Raw genomic sequence first — 18,218 nt, forward strand, 5'->3', positions numbered from 1 at the left:
TTCGGGCGTGGGGGCGGTCTATGGATGCAACAGGGCCGCCCCGGCCCCAGGACGCACGGGAGATCGCATGACCACCGTCGTGATGCACAACGTCGTCTCCGTGGACGGCTTCATCGCCGACGCCGACGACCAGGTCGGGCCGCTCTTCGAGTGGTACGGCAACGGCGACGTCCCGCTCAACGAGTACGCCAAGGTGTCCCGGGCCTCCGCCGACTACGTGGGACCGGCCATGGCGAGCATCGGCGCGCTGGTCGTCGGGCGGCACGTCTTCGACATGACCGACGGGTGGGGCGGCGTCCCCCCGGCCGGCGAGCACCTGGTGGTCGTGTCGCACCGGCCCCGGCCCGAGGGGTGGCACCCCGAGGCGCCGTTCCACTTCGTCGACGGCGTGGCGGAGGCGGTCGCCAAGGCCAGGGAACTCGCCGGTGCGGACCCGAACGGCATCGACCGGGTCCTGCACCTGCGCTACCGCGTGCGGCGGCAGCCGTGACCGTCCACGAGGAGAGGTCGACCGGCATGGATCCACAGACCGCGGCCGGCGAGGATCCGCAGACCGCCGCCCGCATGGACCCACAGACCGCCGCCGGCAAGGTGCTCTGGCACTTCTCGATGTCGCTGGACGGCTTCGTGGCAGGCCCCGGCCACTCGATGGACTGGATGACGGGGGTGACGTTCCGCCCCGGCCTCGTCGAGGAGTACGCCGGGACGACCGGCGCGGTGCTCGGCGGCCGGACCGGCTGGGACGCCTACCCCGACCCCGGCGGGATCTACGGCGGCGCCTGGCAGGGACCCGTCTTCGTGCTCACGCACCACCCGGAGGACGCCCACCCCACCCCCGGGGTGACGTTCCTGAACTGCGACGTCGCCGAGGCGCTCCGCATCGCGCTGGAGGCCGCCGACGGGAAGAACGTCGAGGTCTTCTCGCCGACCATCGGCCGGCAGCTCCTGGAGCGCGGGCTGATCGACGAGATCGACCTGCACATCGTGCCCGTCCTGCTCGGCGACGGAATCCGGCTGTTCGACAACGCCGGGGGCGCACCCGTACGGCTGGAGCTGCTCGTCGGCAGCGACCCCAGGGCGGCCGTCGACGTGCGGTACAGGCCGGTGCGGTCGAGTGACGGAACCCCGCCTCCCGACCGCCCCGGAAATTAACCGAACTCACGTACAACCCTTACGTCCCCACGTGGGTCTCCTGATCGCCGACCACCCGTGAACGCCCGGACAACTCCCGGCGAACAGGGCCGGTCCCGGCACCTCATCGACGGTGGATGCCCGCCAGGCATCCCGCATGCCGCAGGAGACCCAGCATGCCCCAGCACGAGCGACGCGCCCCCGGGCGCCCTCACCCGCGCCCCGCACCACCTCGGGACTCCGCAGCCACGCCCTGGGCCGGCCCCCTCTCCGCCTGAGCCCTGCCCCCTCTCCCCCGGAGCCCCGCTTGCGCAAGCGCACCCTCATCCTGGCCGCGGCCCTCACCACCGGCCTCCTCACCGCCACCCCGGCCTCCGCCGCCCCCTCCGGCCTCGCCGGGGACTTCAACGGCGACGGATACCGGGACGTCGCGGCCGGCGCCCCCTGCACCGACGTCGGTCCGGCCTCCTGCGCCGGCGCGGTCGTCGTGCTGTACGGCTCGGCGTCCGGTGTCTCGGCCGCCCGCAGGGCCGTCATCACGCAGAACTCCGCGGGCGTCCCCGGCACCGCCGAGTCCGGCGACCTGTTCGGCGCCGCCCTGGCCGCCGGCGACCTCGACCGGGACGGCTACTCGGACCTCGTCGTCGGCGCCTCCAACGAGAGCATCGGCGACCGGGACGGGGTCGGGTCCGGCACCGTCCTGTGGGGCAGCGCCTCGGGCCTGACCAGCGGCAAGGGCCTGCCGCAGCCGTCGACGCTCGCCGAGTACGGCAACTTCTCCCGGGGCATCGCAGCCGACGACTTCGACGGCGACGGCGACCCGGACGTCACACTCACCGGCCAGAGCCACACCCGCATCTACCGGGGCCCCTTCACCCGGGCCGGCGGCCCGTCGAGCCACTCCGTCGTCGGCGAACTCGGCACGACGTACGAGGTGATCGCCGGGGACATGACCGGCGACGGCGCGGCCGAGCGCGTCTACCCGTTCAACGTGGACGGCGACACCGGCGGCCAGATCAACTACTTCCGCTGGACCGGCACGACGTACAAGATGGCCGAGCTGCCGAACGCCGACGGCTACCCCGGTTCCATCGGCGACATCGACCGCGACGGCTACGGCGACCTCGTCCTCGGCGACCACACCGACCCCTACGACCTCAAGCCCGGCGGCCACAAGGGCGGCCAGATCACCGTCTGGTACGGCGGCCCCACCGGCCCCGACCCGGCGCAGCGGCCGACCGTGATCCACCAGGACACCGCGGGCGTGCCCGGCGCGGGCGAGACCGACGACGGTTTCGGCCGGGCCGTGAGCACCGGGGACATCAACGGCGACGGGTACGCCGACGTCGTGGTCTCCGCCCCGGGCGAGGACCTCGGCGCGGCGAAGGACGCGGGCTCGGTGACCGTGCTGTTCGGCTCCGCCGCCGGCCTGACCACCACCGGCGTGAAGTCGTACACCCAGGACACCGCCGGGGTGCCCGGCTCCGCCGAGTCCTGGGACGGCTTCGGTTCCGCGGTCGCCCTGAAGGACGTGACCAGGGACAGCCGGGCGGACCTGGTCGTCGGCGTCGCCGGCGAGAACTCCACGGGCGGCCTGTGGACCCTGCGCGGCTCCGCCTCCGGCCTGACCACGAGCGGCGCGCAGGGCATCACCACCACCGCCGTCTCCCTCAAGTCCGGCTCCGGCCTCGGCTCCGTCGTCGCCCAGTGACAGCCTGCCGACTGCCGCGCGGCTCCCTGATCGCCCAGTGACAGCCCGTCGACCGCCGCGCGGCTCGGCGTCCGCCCCGACCTCCGGGGGCGCGACGGCGTGCGCCCGGAACACGGCGGGTGTGCCCGGCGGCTGCGAGAACGACCGCACCCACCTCTCGACCAGTACCTCCGACCCGACAGGGACCCCGATGCGCAAGCGCACCCTCCTCCTGGCCACGGCCCTGACCACCGGCCTGCTCACCGCCCTGCCCGCGCAGGCGGCCACCGCCGCCCCCGCCGGCGGCCCGACCGCCGACTTCAACGGCGACGGCTACGGCGACGTCGCCTTCGCCGCCCCGTACGCCAAGGTCGACGGCCAGGGCATGGCCGGCTACGTCGCCGTCGTCTACGGCGGCGCCACCGGCCTCGACCCGGCCAAGCGCACGGTGGTCAGCCAGAACACCGCCGGTGTGCCCGGTGCCGCCGAGGCCGAGGACACCTTCGGCGACGCCCTCGCCGTGGCCGACCTCAACGGCGACGGCTACACCGACCTCGCGGCCGGCTCCTCCGGCGAGGACGTCGGCACGGACACCGACGGCGGCTCCGTCACCGTGCTGTGGGGCTCGGCGAGCGGCCTGAAGAACGGCACCACGATCAAGGACCCGGCGGTCTCCGGACACGACCACTGGGGCCGGCTGCTGACCACCGGCGACTTCGACGGCGACGGCAAGGCCGACCTGGCCGTCGGCACCGGCTCCTCCCACGTCTACGTCGTCCGCGGCCCCTTCACCACGACCGGTACCAGCGGCGCCGCGCGGAAGATCGGCACGCCGGAGACGGCGTACAGCGTCGACGCCATGGACGCGGGCGACACCAACGCCGACGGCAGGTCCGACCTCGCCCTCACCTACCGGGTCCGGCTGAACGAGGACGGGACGGGCAGCTGGTCCAAGGGCGTCGCCTACCTCGGCACCCCCACCGGCCCCGACACCTCCGTCCCCCGCCCCCTGAACGGCGGCACCTCCCTCGCCCTCGGCGACATCAACGGCGACGGCTACGACGAGATCGCCCTCGGCAACGTCTTCTCGAAGGAGGACGACCACAGCGGCAGCCTCGGCGGTCAGGTCGTCGTCATCCGCGGCTCGGAGGGCGGCCCGGTCAACGGCGACGCTCCCATGGCGGAGCTCACGCAGGACTCCGAGGGCGTACCCGGCGGCGACGAGGCGGGCGACGGCTTCGGCGGCGCGGTCTCCATCGGCGACACCAACGGCGACGGCTACGGCGACCTCGCCATCGGCGTCGTCTTCGAGGACGTCTCCACCACCGAGGACACCGGCGCCACCGTCCTGATGAACGGCTCGGCCACCGGCGTCTCGCGCACCGGCGCCCGCACCTTCACCCAGGCCACCGCCGGCGTCCCCGGCTCGGCCGAGGCCATGGACTACTTCGGCTCCGACGTCCTGCTGGCCGACCTGACCAAGGACGGCCGCGCCGAGTTCACCATCACCGCGGGCTTCGAGGACGAGGGCGTCGGCGCGCTCACGACCCTGCGCGGCTCGGCCACCGGCCCCGTCACCGACGGCGCCCGCTCCTTCGGCCCGGGCAGCCTCGGCCAGACCCGCTCGTACGGCGCCTTCGGCACCGGCCTCATCGGCTGACGCACCAGGGAGACACCATGCGCAGAACCACCACGACCGTCCTGGCCGCCGCCCTGCTGGCGACCGGCGTCACCCCCGTGTTCCTCACCGCCCCCGCCTCCGCGGCGGTGGCGAAGCACTACGACGACTTCAACGGCGACGGCCGCCGCGACCTGGCCTACGGCGGCTACAACGGCGACGGCCGCGAGGGCGGCACCGTCACCGTCCTCTACTCCACCGCCACCGGCCCCGACACCTCCCGCGTCCAGCGCGTCCACCAGGACAGCGCCGGCATTCCCGGGTCCGGCGAGGAGGACGACCAGTTCGGCGAGTCCCTCGCGAGCGCCGACCTCAACAAGGACGGCTACGCGGACCTCGTCGTCGGCAACCCCACGGAGCACGTGGGCGCCGACGACTACCGCGGCACCGTCACCGTCGTCTGGGGCTCCAAGTCCGGCCTGTCCGGCGGCACCAACCTCGCGCCCGTCGGCGGCGCTGCCGGCCACTTCGGCCGCGACCTGGCCACCGGCGACTTCACCGGCGACGGCTCCCCCGACCTGGCCGTGATCGGCGGCGAGGAGGCGTGGCTCTACCGCGGCCCCTTCACCAAGTCCGGCACCACCGGCAAGGTCAGCAAGATCGACAAGGGGTCCGGGGGCTGGTACTCCTCCGCCCTCGCGGCCGGCAAGGTCGACGGGGACGGCCGGACGGACCTCGTGGTGATCGGCACGGAGATCACCGGCAGCGACATCCGCGAGCGCGCCTGGTACCTGAAGGGCACGTCCACCGGCCTCACCTCGGGCGCGTCCCGGTCCCTCAGCGACCGGCAGCAGGGCCTCTACCCGAGCCCGGTCATCGGCGACTTCGACAAGAACGGCTACGGCGACATCGCCCTCGGCGTACCCGACAAGGACGGCGGCAAGGGCGCGGTCACGATCTGGCGCGGCACCTCCTCCGGCCCGGGCACCTCGACCACCCTCACGCAGGCCACCTCGGGCGTCTCCGGCAGCCCGGAGGCCGGGGACGACTTCGGCTACGCGATCTCGGCCGCGGACGCGAACGGCGACGGCTACGCGGACCTCGCCGTCGGCGTGCCCCACGAGGACGTCGACGGCCGGGAGGACCAGGGCGGCGTCCACCTCTTCCGCGGCGGCTCCGGCGGCCTCACCGGCGCCCGCTCCTCGTGGATCGCGCAGACGGTGCTCGGCCCGGCCGACTCCCACACCGCCTTCGGCTACACCCTGCGCCTGCGCGACCTGACCGCCGACAGCAAGGCGGACCTGGCCGTGGGCGCGGCGAGCAGCGCGCTGCTGATGCGGGGCACCGCCACGGTGCCGACGAAGACCGGCGCGATCACCCTGCCGGAACTGGGCGGCACGCTGCCCGACTGACAGGGGGCGATGCCCGACTGTCGCGGCCGCGGGGGGCCGGGGCAAGGGACCCGGGGCGAGGCCCGTACGGCCGAACCCTGACACCCCACCTGGCCCCAAGGCCCGTACCCCTTAAGGGATGTCACAGCTCGGCCGCAAAGCCGGGCCCGGAAGCCCGGGCCCGGCACACCACCGCCGGGGACCAGGTACGTTCGAAGACGTGGCTGGATTCAGGATCGGACGCGGCCGGAACAACGGCGCTCCTCAGACGCGACCGCACAACCCTCCGAACGGGCAGCAGACGCCGCAGGGGCCGTCGTACGGCTACCCGCCGGCGCCGCAGCCGTACCCGCAGCAGCCGCCGTACGGCAACGGCGGCGGCCCCACCTGGCCGCAGCCGAACGCCGGACCCGGCGGCGGCTACGGCGGTCAGGGCGGTCACGGTGGTCACGGCGAGCCGGAGTACTTCGGCGACGGCGCGTACCCGCCCGGCCCGCAGGGCCCGCACGACCCGTACGCGGCGAACAACCCGGGCCACACCCAGGCCTTCTCGGTCGGCGAGGACCCCTACACCCAGGGCGACACCTACCGCGCCGGCTCGGCGGCCCCGCCGCCCGGCCCGATCGGCCCGCGCCTGCACTGGAAGGCCCTGCTCCGGGGGATCGTCCTCGCCCCGAACCAGACGTTCCTCCAGATGCGGGACTACACGATGTGGGGCCCGGCCCTGATCGTCACGTTCCTCTACGGCCTGCTCGCCGTCTTCGGCTTCGACGGCGCCCGCAAGGATGCGATAAACGCCACACTGTCGAACGCGATCCCGATCGTCCTGACGACGGCCGTCGCGATGGTGCTGAGCGCGTTCGTCCTCGGCGTGGTCACCCACACCCTGGCCCGTCAGCTCGGCGGCGACGGCGCCTGGCAGCCCACGGTCGGCCTCTCCATGCTGATCATGTCCCTCACGGACGCGCCCCGCCTCGTCTTCGCGATGTTCGCGGGCGGCGACGCGACGTTCGTGCAGCTGCTCGGCTGGGCCACCTGGGTCGCGGGCGGTGTGCTGCTCACCCTCATGGTCGGCCGCTCCCACGACCTGCCCTGGCCGAAGGCGCTGGGCGCGTCGGCGATCCAGCTGATCGCGCTGCTGTCGATCGTGAAGCTGGGCACGGTCTGAGGCCTGCCGCACGTACGTACGAGAAAGGGGCACCCCGGCTGGGGAGCCCCTTTCCGGCACGTCACGCCGCTCTCAGGCGTCGAGAACCTGCCCGGTGCGCCGCACCACCGGCGGTTCGACACTCCACGGGAAGTTGATCCAGTCGTCGGTCCGCTTCCACACGTACTCGCACTTCACCAGCGACTGGGACTTCTCGTAGATCACCGCGCTGCGCACCTCGGCGACGGTGTCGAGGCAGAAGTCGCGCACCAGCTTGAGCGTCTTGCCGGTGTCGGCGACGTCGTCGGTGATCAGCACCTTCTTCTCGGAGAAGTCGATGACGTTGGGAACGGGCGCGAGCATGACGGGCATCTCGAGAGTGGTCCCCACGCCCGTGTAGAACTCGACGTTCACCAGATGGATGTTCTTGCAGTCGAGGGCGTAGGCGAGCCCGCCGGCCACGAAGACACCGCCGCGGGCGATGCTCAGCACTATGTCGGGCTCGTACCCGTCGTCGGCGATGACCTGCGCGAGCTCGCGCACGGCGGCCCCGAACTGCTCGTAGGAGAGGTTCTCCCGCACAGAGCTCATGCCTGTACCGCCGCTCATGCCTGTGTCGCTCACACCTGGGTCCGATGGAAGTTGAGGAAGGACCGGGAGGCGGTCGGCCCGCGCTGCCCCTGGTACCGCGACCCGTACCGCTCGCTCCCGTACGGGAAGTCGGCGGGCGAGCTGAGCCGGAACATGCACAGCTGCCCGATCTTCATGCCCGGCCACAGCTTGATGGGCAGGGTGGCCAGGTTCGACAGCTCCAGGGTCACGTGCCCGCTGAACCCGGGGTCGATGAACCCGGCGGTGGAGTGCGTCACCAGCCCCAGCCGCCCCAGCGAGCTCTTCCCCTCCAGCCGGGAGGCGAGATCGTCGGGCAGCGTGATGACCTCGTAGGTACTGGCGAGCACGAACTCCCCCGGGTGCAGGATGAACGGCTCGTCCCCCTCCGGCTCCACGAGCCGGGTCAGGTCCGCCTGCTCGATGGAGGGGTCGATGTGGGGGTACCGGTGATTCTCGAACACCCGGAAGTAGCGGTCCAGCCGCACATCGATGCTCGACGGCTGCACCATCGCGTCGTCATAGGGATCGATCCGCACGCGCCCGGCGTCGATCTCGGCCCGGATGTCCTTGTCTGAGAGAAGCACGCCCCGAGGATACGCAAGGCGCGCGGAGCGCCCACAACCGGACGACTCCGCGCGCCTGCGCTGCTTGCTGCTGTCGCTCTGTCCGCTACCGCTTCTGGTAGCTCACGGGCACCACGCTCCTCAGCCGCGCACAGCGCGGACACCGAAGAAGCCGGCCGGGGCCGAGCCGCTCGGCCTGCTGCATCGGGAACGAAGCGGTGGTGAACACGTGCCCATCCGCACAGCGGACGACGGTGCGCTCCATCAAGTCCAAGAGTCCCTTCCCCAAGAGCCGCGTCTGGCTGCTGCTTGCCTGACGACAAAAGCCACAGTACGGGATCAAAGGGACGGCCCTCCAGGCGGCACTCCGGTCCCGCCCGGACCCTCCTCGACGCCCACACGGTACGCCCCAACTCGGTTCCCGCGCAGCCGCATCCCAGTCCTGAAACACCCTCAGGCCCCGCGGCACGAACACCGGGGGCCTGGCATGAGGTAGAGTGGGCGAGCATTCGGACACCGACTCCGGTCGGCGTCTTACGCGGGTGTAGTTTAATGGTAGAACATCAGCTTCCCAAGCTGAGAGCGCGAGTTCGATTCTCGTCACCCGCTCCATGTGAAACCCCCAGGTCAGAGACCCGGGGGTTCTTTGTTGTCTAGACCGGTGGGCCGGTCGCGCACCATAACCGCACCACTAGCTCTCGGCAGCCTCCTCGCTGTGGTGCGCTGGGTCGCCCTTGTGGCACTTCGCACGCTCGGCGCGCACGAGGTCGTCGAGCCCGGCAGCCACCTCCCGCTGCCGCTCCTCGTCGGAGTGCTGGTAGATCAGCGCCGCCTTCTCGGAGGACTGCCCGGCACGCACCATCGTGTCCTTGAGGGTGGCGCCGGAGCGGGTCGACAGGGTGTGCCCGGTGTGACGGAGATCGTAGAAGCGGAAGCCGTCCGGGAGACCGGCGACCGTGCGAGCCCGGCGCCACTTCCGACCGAAGGAGGTACGCCGGAACGGCGCGCCCTTCTCCCCTACGAAGACCAGACCATCCGGCCCCTTCTCGGCGTACCAAGCAAGGTGTCGCTTCACCTCCTTGTGGAGGAAGGCCGGAGGACGACCGTGCGAATGCCCGCATCGGATTTGGTATCGCTGGGAGCGCGTCTGCCGTTCGTTCGCTCGGGCTCGGCGACGCGGACGCGGATGACTAGGTTGTCCAGGTCGACGTCTCGGCGGCGAAGGCCGGCCAGCTCCTCCGGTCGCATCGGACCGTACGCGCCCAGGTAGACCATGAGGCGCCAGCGGATGCCGATCGCGTCGGCGAGCGCGTCGACCTGGGCCACAGAGGCGATACGACGTTCGGCGGCTGACTCCTTACCCGCGCCCTTGATCCGGCACGGATTGCGGCTGATCAGGTCGTCATCCACGGCCGTCTCCAGGATGGCTTTGAGGAGGCGGTACGCCTTGGCTACGGCTGTCTTGGCCCCGGTGGTGCGGAGTCGCTCCGCTCGCCACTCGCGGACGCGGGGAGCCGTGATCTCGTCCAGGTCGAGCGCGCCGAAGGCCGGGAGGATGTACAGGCGCAGGAGATGCTTGTACAGGTCGTCGGTGCGAACGGACAGCTCCCGCTCCTCGACCCACTTCTCGGCGTACACACGGAAGTTGACGGCTCCGGCATCAGGGGCGCGCCAGTCCCCGCGGCTGAGGTCGGCCTCTACCTGGGAGAGCCAGATCTCGGCGTCCTTCTTGGTGTCGAAGGTCTCGTCCGCCCGAATGCGCTCACCGTTGGGCCCGAGGTACGACGCGGTCCAGCGGCCGGACCTGTACTGCCGCACCGCACCGAAGCGGCGACGCCTCCCCTTCTTGTTCGCCATCAGGCAGCCCTCCGAAGTGCGGCGCGACGAGGCTTGATCGGCTCGACAGTCCTGGACCGAACAAACTCCTCGACCGCGCTCTCAGGGATGCGGACGTGCCGGCCAACCTTCACGTACCGGATGCGCCGTTCCTCGATGAGCCGCCGGGGGAAGCGGGGAGTCGTACCGAGCAGCTCGGCGACCTGGTCGACGGACAGGTACCGGTCGTTCATGTAGTGGGCTCTCCTAATTCCTCCTTAAGACGGTCGATCGTGTGCTGGCTGAGCGGGGGATGCCTGCGGTTCTCCTGGCCATTGACGCCTCACGGAAGAGCGGCGCCCGTAGGACGCTACGCAACGTGACTGCCGCGTGAACACCGGGCAGATACCTGCTGCGCTTCTGGCCCGCAGGCCTTGAGACAGAGCGGTACACCCGGTGTTCTCGGACCAGCACGACATCGCGTCACAACCGAGACAACCCTTGCGCGGCCGAGGTGTGAGCCAGCCCGGCCGTAGTGACCTCTTCGTCGCTTCGCGAGCCAGCGAGCTCTCCTTGAGACAGAGGCCGGCTGGGTGCAGGCGCCATGAACGGCTGGTGAGATGGCGGACGGATCAAGTCCTGGAATTAGGTCGCCGCATGGCCCGCACCGGCTTCACCCACAACACCGCGCGCATGGAGGACACCGTGAAGGTCTTCTGCGGGATCGACTGGTCCGAACACCACCACGATGTCGCCCTGGTCGACGACACCGGCACACCGCTGGCCCAGTGCCGCATCACCGATGACGCCACCGGCTACACCCAACTTCTGAGTCTGCTCACCGAATACGGCGACAGTCCCGCACACCCCATCCCCATTGCCATCGAGACCAGCCGAGGCCTCCTCGTCGCTGCCTTGCACAACGGCCACCGGCAGGTCTTCGCAATCAACCCGCTCGCCGTCGCCCGCTACCGAGACCGCCACACGGTTTCCCGCACCAAGTCCGACCGCGCTGACGCGCTAGCGCTTGCACACATCCTGCGCACCGACATGCACCGTCACCGCCCACTGCCGAACGACAGCGACCAGGCCAAAGCCATCACGGTCCTGGCCCGCGCCCAACAGGACGCCGTCTGGAACCGCCAGCAGATCGCCAACCAGGCACGCTCGCTCCTACGCGAGTACTACCCGGCCGCTCTGGAAGCCTTCCAGAGCAGAAAAGGCGGACTGACCCGACCCGACGCCCGCCAGGTGCTGACCATGGCACCCACCCCGGCCCAAGCCGCCCGCCTCACCCTCGCCCAACTCCGCAGAGCCCTCACACGAGCCGGCCGCAGCCGGAACATCGACACCGACGCCCATCAACTACACGCCCTCTTCCGCACGGGCCGACCCCGCCAGCCCACACCCGTCGAACACGCCATGGGCCGACAACTGCTCGCCCTGCTCACCCAACTGGACGCCGCCTGCCAAGCCACCGACGACCTCACCACCGCCGTCGACGAACAACTCCGCACACATCCCGACGCCCAGATCCTGCTCAGCTTCCCCGGCCTGGGACCCCAGCTCGCCGCCCGCATCCTGGCCGAAATGGGAGACGACCACACACGCTTCTCCAACGCCCGCGGCCTGAAGGCATACGCCGGATCCGCACCCATCACCCGCTCATCAGGCAAGAAACGCTACGTGGGCCGCCGCTACATCAAAAACGACCGCCTCTGCCACGCCGGCCACCTCTGGGCCTTCGCCTCCTTAAGCGCCTCACCAGGAGCCAAAGCCCACTACCAACGCAGACGCGACCACGGCGACTGGCACGCCGCCGCCCAACGCCACCTCTTCAACCGCTTCCTCGGACAGCTCTACCACTGCCTCCAAACCCGACAGCCCTACAACGAAGAGCAAGCCTTCGGCCCCACCCCTTGACGCCTTAACAGCGTGAGATGTCTGTCTCCGCCCCGCTCCAGCCCGGCCGGCGCCCGGGCCCCGCTCAGAGCAATCAGCCGCCTGATGCCAGAGAAGGGGTACGTTGTGGCTGGGGCAGTCGGCTCCACGGCTTTACGGAGCCAATTTGGCGCGAGCCGCGAAGATCATGGCCCCAACGTCGTGCTTTACCAGGCAGGTCCACAGACTGCCCGACGCGCCATCAGCTTACGGGGCCAAGATCACTCGCGCCAAAGCAGCGCCACCCCAAAGCCGCTCCACCGACCTCACGTACCAAACACTGCCCTTGAGTGACACCTCGCGGGCGCTAGGTTGCCCCTGCATGCTCCTCGGCTGAGGTGAGCATTTCTCGAATCATTAGAACTTGAGGAGAGTCTTTTTCCTGCGCTTTATCCAAAAGCGCACGAGCGCGGACCAGATCGCCATCCCTAAGCGCCAAGAAGGCGAGCATGTGATAGACGTCTTCCCCGGCTTCCTCAGCCTTGGTCAAATACTTGCGTGCCACACAATAATCTCTCCTATACAGATAAAGCTGACCAAGATGGAATAGGGCATGGCTTTCACCATTCTCAGCAGCTTCTACGTATAGCTTACGCGCCGCCTTGCTTTTCCCTTGCCTCTCATAGAGAAATCCTAGAGAGACTGCACCTCGATAGTTTCCATCATCCATGGCTCGCCGATACCAAAGCATGGCTTTGTTTGGCTCACCGAGCGCCTCTTGAACCATTCCCATCTCGACGTAATACTCGCGTTTACTCAAGGCTAGGGCCCGATTGATCCAAGTCAGCGCCTCTCGCGGCGCTCCCTTCCTACGGCAGATAGCCGCCAGATTAGCCATCGCACGCGTATCACCCTCGGAAGCAGCCTCGCGGAGTAGCTTTTCAGCCTCCTCTTTACGGCCTTGATCCGACAACATCAGGGCTAGATTGTTTTTCGCATACTCCGAGCCCGCAGCGATTGACCGCCTATAGAACGTTTCAGCTTCCTCATGACGACCAGTTCTGGCGAGCAAGCCGGCCAAATTGAATACTACGTGCCCATCATCCGCCTTTTCTAGACGGCTTCTGTAAAGCGACTCCGCCTCCTCGAGCTGACCCAACTTCTCGAGGATGCCTGCCAGGTTGTTCGCCGATTGCTCATTTCCTGCTTCTAGCGCACGCCGGTACGAGGCGGAAGCAGAATCCAAGGCATCCTGCTTCTCTTGCGCAACGCCCAGGTAGAACCAAGCATCGTTGTTACCGTCCCCAAGTGCATCTTGGAGCCATTCTTCAGCCTTTTGGTACTCGCTCTGCTTGATGCAGAGTTGTCCCATCAGCATCTTTGCAACTGACGGCGTCTTCGACATGAACGAAACGAAAAGCTCTCTCGCTTCGTCCCACTCTTCGCGGTCGAGCAGGTAGTGCCCGAGGTTGCGCATCGCGTGGGCGTCACCTTCTTGGGCAGCCTCACGGAACCATGTAGCTGCCTCGTCCTCACGCCCATTCCTGGCCAGGACGAGACCTAGATTGTTTCTTGCTACGTTACTTCCCTGCTCGATCGCCCTGAGGTACCAGAATTCAGCATCCTCCAATTTATTTTGCTTTGCAGCAATGTATCCCAGGTGGAAAGAGCCGTCCGATATGCCAGCAGCGGCTAGGCGTTCATATGCCCGCGTCGCGAATTCATACTTCCTAGCCTTTTCGGCCCGATGGCCGACTGAATGAACCACTTCAAGAGCGAAGTCGTCAATAGCTGCGGTCCATACCTCATCCGGCAGATCTCGATTTTTTCTGCCGCGAGCAAGAGCACCGGCCAGGTATTCAAAAGCCCTGTACATGTCGTCCCGAACCGGAACGAGCAGGCTACTCGTCGCATGCAAAGGTTCCAGAGCCCAGTGAAAAGCGTCGAGGATCGACTCAGGACGGAGGCGTACACCACCGCGCGCTTCGAGGTAAACAGAATGGAGGCGTTCTAGAAGCTGTCTTGATACAGGTTCTTGGATGCCCGCACGATGTAGATCAACAGCAGCCGAAACCAGAGCGGCTCCACGTGGATGCAAACCCGGAGACCAGGCATTCTGCCATTCGAGATAAAGTTGTGGACCAGCAGCTAGGTACTCCGCTACGCCGTATTCTGTGGCATAACGACTAGCGTCAATCACCCTGGGGTCATTGGACAGCTTTGCTCTGCCTACCTCATCGGCACTCCACTGCCGATCCACGAATAGTATGTGCGCCCTGGCTGTGACTGCTCTTGCCGCCCTAGCAAGGACCCGACTCTCCTGACTGAGCCCCCTTTCGTGGCGCGGCGAGAGCACATCTAGTTGATCGGCACGCATTGTGCCTATTAACACGGCGCCTGACTTCAGGGCTTCGTCCAGTGACGCAGTAGGTATGAACGGCGGGCTCAAGAATCGGTCAAGTTCATCGAGCCAAATTACCTTCTCTTGCGACCGCGAAAAGGCCACGCACTCCTCAAACTCGGATCCATCTTCCGGCCGGAATGCGAGGTAATCCGGAAACTTTGCACTGACAGCCTCGAACGCGCTCCGAGACTTCCCTGAAGTCGGGTCGCCTACCAGGAGGACAAAAGTTCCAGGTCTCAGAATGGAGTGAAGGTCATCGTCGATGTCTCGACGAACGTATTTTGGATACTGATTTCCGTTCCACGTGGCAGCGGGATGAACACCGAAGCTGACAGGACTCTCAAAATCCTGAATCTTGCGGCTACTATCCAGCGCTAGCAGGTGGGCCTTACTAGCTAAATCCTCCGGTGACCTCACTCCTCCACTAGCATAGTAAATCTGGATGCCGTGACTTTGTTGGAACGCTGTGCCGTGGTCATGGACATCGGAATGTTGAGCTGACGAAGGAGGGGCTAGGGTCTCGTCATCAGGTTCCATTTTCAGTCTGCCCGGTAATTCTGAGTTCCGGAGATCTGCTGAAAATTCACAGCATTATCCCGAACTGTTGCGTTTTGCGAAATCTGCTCCGCGTTGACTGTCGCATTGCTTGCCTGCACGTCGCCAAGCAGTTCCTTCAAGGGAGCAATGGTGTTCGGGTCTTTTGTGATCGCCGCGCACAATAGCGCAACCATCTCGGCATGCTTCTGTTGAAGCGTTTCTTGAGAATCATCAGAGATGAGCCGGAGACGCATTTCGTCTAGGTGCTCTTCCGCCGCGTGAGGATCTTCGAGGCTGCCACCAACTATGCGCGCCAAGCGTCCCTTGAAGGATTGCCATCCATCAGAAACCATCACGGTCAGTAGTGCTTGCGCGGCCGGCACTGCAAACTGAGCGATTTCCAACTCGTTCATGTCCCCCACCCCTGGTACACGGATCCCTAGGCCAAGGTTAGCGCTGAAGCGAGTGCGTGTCGCAAGGTTCTTGCAAGGACGACTCAGCGACCAACACGTACCCGCCGATGCTGAGCGTTCCGTGCCAGGTAGCAGGGAAACCTAGGTATAGCCGGGGCGACTCGGAGTGCGACCGGGCTCCAACACCACTCCCCCGCAGTGCTGCAACAAACAACAGCGGAGGCTTACGGCCCCCCGGAGGGCGGCGATGCGTGATCAGCTTGGGATGTGGAGACCATCATCGCCAGCGGCATAGCCGTCTTGGGGACGCTGCTCGGTTCGGGGATCACTCTGGCGTTCCAGCAGCGCACCACCGACAGGAGCCACCAGTTCACCCGCCGCGAGAAGCTGCAGCAGAGCGACTCGATGCCTACTCTGCCTACGCTGGCGCGTTGGTCAACTACCGCCGCTGCCTGGTGCACCTCTGGTTCTGCGAGCACGAACAACCACCACCGGAGGACCCCGACACAGTGCGGATCCGTGCCTACGACCTACGCTCCAACGCCCAAGAAGCACTGTTCCGAGTGCAGATGCTCACCGATGACGAGACGCTGAGCCGGTCCGCAGAGGACGTGCTCGCAGACGTTACTGCGCTGTCCAAGACAGACAGCAGAACAGAACTCGGCGATGCCAGGGTACGGACCCGTGACGACATCAGCCGACTGGTCAGGGCAGCCAAGCAGCACCTCTGAGGCACTTGCAGTCGCGCCGGTTCGTAGAAGCCGTCACGCCGACGGCGACCGCACCACAAGCGCACCAGATCGAGCGGGGAGCAGCAGGGAATCACGGTGAAAGCAGCCGGTGCCCGCAGAGGTGGTGAACCTGCCGTTCGAACAGGTCAGCGCCCACAGCAGGCCCTCGATGTCCGCAGCTTCCCAAGCTGAGAGCGCGAGTTCGATTCTCGTCACCCGCTCCATGCGAAACCCCCAGGTCAGAAGCCCGGGGGTTGTTTGTTGTCTAGTCCAATTTGAGGGTGGCGTGCCCTTACGGCGATCGACAGAGCCGGTCAGGTTCCGTCGATGAGCCGCTCGGCAACGTGCCAGCCGGGATGCCCTGGCCAATCCCGCAGGAACCGTCCGAGTCTCCGGGGTACTTGATCCACAGCAGGTAATCGGCTCCGGCGACACCGATCGAGCTGGGGATGCCGAGGCGACGGCCAGCCGGATTGCACCAGTTGACGTGCTGGCCGACCGCGTCCATGGCACCGTTGCCGTTTCGGGCGGTGTCCACCACGAAACCCTTCCCGGCCACGCCGAGCCGCGCCAATGTTCGAGCGCTACTTGGGCACGCCGGCGCCCAATCGTCTCGAATACCGAGACCCATTTCAGGTCAACTGGGCCAGCGTTGATGCTGCTATGCATGGAGTCGCCTCTTGGAGGAGCGCGGCTTGGCTCCTACCACCGTGGGCCGTTACGACCGGACCGGCACCGCGTCAGGCGGGCACCGAGGGCGAGGCCCCTCGGAAGTCCCTGCGCAACGGCATGCCGGACCGGCCGTCATCGCCGGTCCTGACCGCCAGCACCTGGTTGACGCCCATCGCGTTGTTCTCGAACCCGACCGCCGAGGCCGCCATGTAAAGGCGCCACACCCGCGCCCGCCCGGGCGAGGTCAGCTCGACCGCCTCGTCCCAGTGCGCTTCGAGGTTGGCCACCCACTCACGCAGCGTGAGGGCATAGTGCTCGCGCAGGGACTCGACGTCGCGCACCTCGAAGCCCGCTTCCTCCAGCAGCGACACGGTGGAGCCGACGGGAGCCAGCTCGCCGTCGGGGAAGACGTACCGGTCGATGAAAGGATCCATTCGGTACTTGCCTTCGTCCCGCACAGGGCGCCGCGCTATCTGGTGGTTGAGCAACCGCCCGCCGGGCTTGAGCAGTTGGTGCAGTATGTCCGCGTACGCGCGGTACCGCTTCCCGCCCACGTGCTCGGCCATGCCGATGGAGGAGATCGCGTCGAAGGGGGAGTCGTCGATCTGCCGGTAGTCCTGCACCCTGATCTCCACCCGGTGCTCAAGCCCCGCCGCGGCGACACGCTCGCGAGCCAGCGCCGCCTGCTCGTCCGAGATGGTGACCCCGACGACCCGTACGCCGTAGCGTTCGGCCGCGTGCATGGCCAGCGAGCCCCAGCCGCAGCCCACGTCCAGCAGCCGCTGCCCCTCGCGCAGGGCGAGCTTGCGGCAGACCAGGTCCAGTTTGGCCTCCTGGGCCCGCTCCAGGGTGTCGCCGGAGCCGGAGGAGGGGTCGCTCTGCCAGTAGGCGCAGGAGTAGACGAGCGAGGGGCCCAGCACCAGGGCGTAGAAGTCGTTGCCCACGTCGTAGTGGTGACTGATGGCCGCCTTGTCACGGCGCAGGCTGTGCGCGGGACCGCGACGGCGCACCACCTCTTCGGCGGGCGGTGCCGGCGGGAGCCCGATCCCCGCGAGGCCGAGCGTTCGGCGCACCGTACGCAGGCTGGCGGGTGTGGTCAGCACGCTCAGCGCCCGGCGGAGCGCCGCCGTGCGGCTGCCGGGCTCGTCCCGTTCCCACAGCAGCGTCGAGATTCGCTTCAGCAGTTCGTACAGGTCGCCGTCGACTTCGAGGTCTCCGGCCACCCAGGCGCGGGCGAGCCCCAGCTCGCCCGGCCGCCACAGCAGACGCCGCAGGGCGTCAGGGTCGCGCAGGACGAAGGCCGGCCCGTCCTCGGGACCGGCCGTGCTGCCGTCCCAGAGGCGGATTCCCACGGGCAGGGGGAGACCCAGCACCTGTTCACTGAACCGGGCCAGAACCGCTGCGGCTGCTTCGGCCATGCGTATCCTCACAGTCCAACCAAGGGGCCCCGCCCGTTTCGTACTGCGGTGGGCCTGGCAAGGTTCCACCGCGGCGCGGCCGGCGCCGGTGAGTATATGCAGACATTGATTGAAACCTGAACAGGTCTTTTTTAGGCAGCCGATGGGGGCATGGTCGGGTTATCCGGTCCGGGTCACGACAGGATCCCTGCGTCA

13 protein-coding genes, 1 tRNA gene and 3 pseudogenes are annotated in these 18,218 nt (G+C 67.7%); 9 read left to right on the forward strand and 8 right to left on the reverse strand.

The features are described 5' to 3' along the window. Positions 1 to 67: 67 nt before the first annotated feature. The 6 genes and pseudogenes from ACSUPV_RS18605 to ACSUPV_RS18630 all read left to right on the forward strand — a co-directional run. Positions 68 to 427: pseudogene (locus ACSUPV_RS18605) on the forward strand (dihydrofolate reductase); the annotation flags it as partial. Between the two features lie 89 nt (positions 428 to 516). Further along, positions 517 to 1,152 (forward strand): dihydrofolate reductase family protein, encoded by a 636-nt coding sequence (locus tag ACSUPV_RS18610; protein WP_436947849.1) that lies wholly within the window; start codon positions 517 to 519, stop codon positions 1,150 to 1,152. Between the two features lie 286 nt (positions 1,153 to 1,438). Further along, entirely contained in the window at positions 1,439 to 2,842 is a 1,404-nt protein-coding gene (locus ACSUPV_RS18615; protein WP_436947850.1) for an FG-GAP-like repeat-containing protein, read from the forward strand. Between the two features lie 37 nt (positions 2,843 to 2,879). Continuing rightward, complete coding sequence (locus ACSUPV_RS18620) at positions 2,880 to 4,481, forward strand: FG-GAP repeat domain-containing protein (RefSeq protein WP_436947851.1); 1,602 nt, start codon at positions 2,880 to 2,882, stop codon at positions 4,479 to 4,481. A 17-nt stretch (positions 4,482 to 4,498) separates the two neighbouring features. Continuing rightward, positions 4,499 to 5,851, forward strand: coding sequence for an FG-GAP and VCBS repeat-containing protein (locus tag ACSUPV_RS18625; protein ID WP_436947852.1), 1,353 nt, complete (start codon positions 4,499 to 4,501; stop codon positions 5,849 to 5,851). Positions 5,852 to 5,969: 118 nt separating this feature from the next. Then, entirely contained in the window at positions 5,970 to 6,998 is a 1,029-nt protein-coding gene (locus ACSUPV_RS18630) for a Yip1 family protein (RefSeq protein ID WP_037765186.1), read from the forward strand. Positions 6,999 to 7,070: 72 nt separating this feature from the next. On the opposite strand, the gene ACSUPV_RS18635 is transcribed toward ACSUPV_RS18630, so the two are convergent. Continuing rightward, entirely contained in the window at positions 7,071 to 7,568 is a 498-nt protein-coding gene (locus tag ACSUPV_RS18635) for a phosphoribosyltransferase (protein WP_031116096.1), read from the reverse strand. 29 nt (positions 7,569 to 7,597) lie between these two features. Then, complete coding sequence (dcd, locus tag ACSUPV_RS18640) at positions 7,598 to 8,173, reverse strand: dCTP deaminase (RefSeq protein ID WP_031116097.1); 576 nt, start codon at positions 8,171 to 8,173, stop codon at positions 7,598 to 7,600. Between the two features lie 517 nt (positions 8,174 to 8,690). Here dcd and ACSUPV_RS18645 point away from each other — a divergent pair. Beyond that, positions 8,691 to 8,764: transfer RNA gene (locus tag ACSUPV_RS18645), tRNA-Gly, on the forward strand. Between the two features lie 79 nt (positions 8,765 to 8,843). Here the strand turns inward: ACSUPV_RS18645 and ACSUPV_RS18650 are convergent. Both ACSUPV_RS18650 and ACSUPV_RS18655 read right to left on the reverse strand, forming a co-directional pair. Then, positions 8,844 to 10,009 (reverse strand): annotated as a pseudogene (locus tag ACSUPV_RS18650) (tyrosine-type recombinase/integrase). Then, the gene (locus ACSUPV_RS18655) at positions 10,009 to 10,221 is read right to left on the reverse strand and encodes an excisionase family DNA-binding protein (protein WP_436947853.1); all 213 of its coding nucleotides are present in this window, start codon (positions 10,219 to 10,221) and stop codon (positions 10,009 to 10,011) included. The pseudogene ACSUPV_RS18650 and the gene ACSUPV_RS18655 overlap by 1 nt, the downstream one beginning before the upstream one ends. A 439-nt stretch (positions 10,222 to 10,660) precedes the next feature. On the opposite strand from ACSUPV_RS18655, the gene ACSUPV_RS18660 reads away from it, so the two are divergent. Next, positions 10,661 to 11,890: an IS110 family transposase gene (locus ACSUPV_RS18660; protein WP_031117465.1), complete on the forward strand. Its 1,230-nt coding sequence runs from the start codon at positions 10,661 to 10,663 to the stop codon at positions 11,888 to 11,890. Positions 11,891 to 12,215: 325 nt separating this feature from the next. Here the strand turns inward: ACSUPV_RS18660 and ACSUPV_RS18665 are convergent, their stop codons facing one another. Next, positions 12,216 to 14,108, reverse strand: coding sequence for a tetratricopeptide repeat protein (locus ACSUPV_RS18665; RefSeq protein WP_436947854.1), 1,893 nt, complete (start codon positions 14,106 to 14,108; stop codon positions 12,216 to 12,218). Between the two features lie 683 nt (positions 14,109 to 14,791). Further along, entirely contained in the window at positions 14,792 to 15,202 is a 411-nt protein-coding gene (locus ACSUPV_RS18670) for a hypothetical protein (RefSeq protein ID WP_436947855.1), read from the reverse strand. A gap of 267 nt (positions 15,203 to 15,469) precedes the next feature. Here ACSUPV_RS18670 and ACSUPV_RS18675 point away from each other — a divergent pair. Next, positions 15,470 to 15,933: pseudogene (locus tag ACSUPV_RS18675) on the forward strand (hypothetical protein). Positions 15,934 to 16,225: 292 nt separating this feature from the next. Here ACSUPV_RS18675 and ACSUPV_RS18680 read toward each other — a convergent pair. Together ACSUPV_RS18680 and ACSUPV_RS18685 are read right to left on the reverse strand one after the other, a co-directional pair. Further along, positions 16,226 to 16,564, reverse strand: a complete 339-nt coding sequence (locus ACSUPV_RS18680) for a glycoside hydrolase family 6 protein (RefSeq protein ID WP_078650937.1) — start codon at positions 16,562 to 16,564, stop codon at positions 16,226 to 16,228. A 109-nt stretch (positions 16,565 to 16,673) separates the two neighbouring features. After that, the gene (locus ACSUPV_RS18685) at positions 16,674 to 18,023 is read right to left on the reverse strand and encodes a class I SAM-dependent methyltransferase (protein ID WP_037765224.1); all 1,350 of its coding nucleotides are present in this window, start codon (positions 18,021 to 18,023) and stop codon (positions 16,674 to 16,676) included. Positions 18,024 to 18,218: the final 195 nt, after the last annotated feature.

The organism is Streptomyces sp. SudanB52_2052, assembly GCF_964272415.1.
GTDB classification, from domain to species: Bacteria; Actinomycetota; Actinomycetes; order Streptomycetales; family Streptomycetaceae; genus Streptomyces; species Streptomyces olindensis.

Excerpts from the sequence above, each read along its gene's own strand:
- ACSUPV_RS18610 (WP_436947849.1), top strand. The coding sequence starts at position 517 with ATGGATCCACAGACCGCGGCCGGCGAGGATCCGCAGACCGCCGCCCGC.
- ACSUPV_RS18630 (WP_037765186.1), top strand. The coding sequence starts at position 5,970 with ATGTCACAGCTCGGCCGCAAAGCCGGGCCCGGAAGCCCGGGCCCGGCA.
- ACSUPV_RS18685 (WP_037765224.1), bottom strand. The coding sequence starts at position 18,023 with ATGGCCGAAGCAGCCGCAGCGGTTCTGGCCCGGTTCAGTGAACAGGTG.
- ACSUPV_RS18670 (WP_436947855.1), bottom strand. The coding sequence starts at position 15,202 with ATGAACGAGTTGGAAATCGCTCAGTTTGCAGTGCCGGCCGCGCAAGCA.
- ACSUPV_RS18655 (WP_436947853.1), bottom strand. The coding sequence starts at position 10,221 with ATGAACGACCGGTACCTGTCCGTCGACCAGGTCGCCGAGCTGCTCGGT.
- ACSUPV_RS18625 (WP_436947852.1), top strand. The coding sequence starts at position 4,499 with ATGCGCAGAACCACCACGACCGTCCTGGCCGCCGCCCTGCTGGCGACC.
- ACSUPV_RS18680 (WP_078650937.1), bottom strand. The coding sequence starts at position 16,564 with ATGGGTCTCGGTATTCGAGACGATTGGGCGCCGGCGTGCCCAAGTAGC.
- ACSUPV_RS18635 (WP_031116096.1), bottom strand. The coding sequence starts at position 7,568 with ATGAGCTCTGTGCGGGAGAACCTCTCCTACGAGCAGTTCGGGGCCGCC.
- ACSUPV_RS18660 (WP_031117465.1), top strand. The coding sequence starts at position 10,661 with ATGGAGGACACCGTGAAGGTCTTCTGCGGGATCGACTGGTCCGAACAC.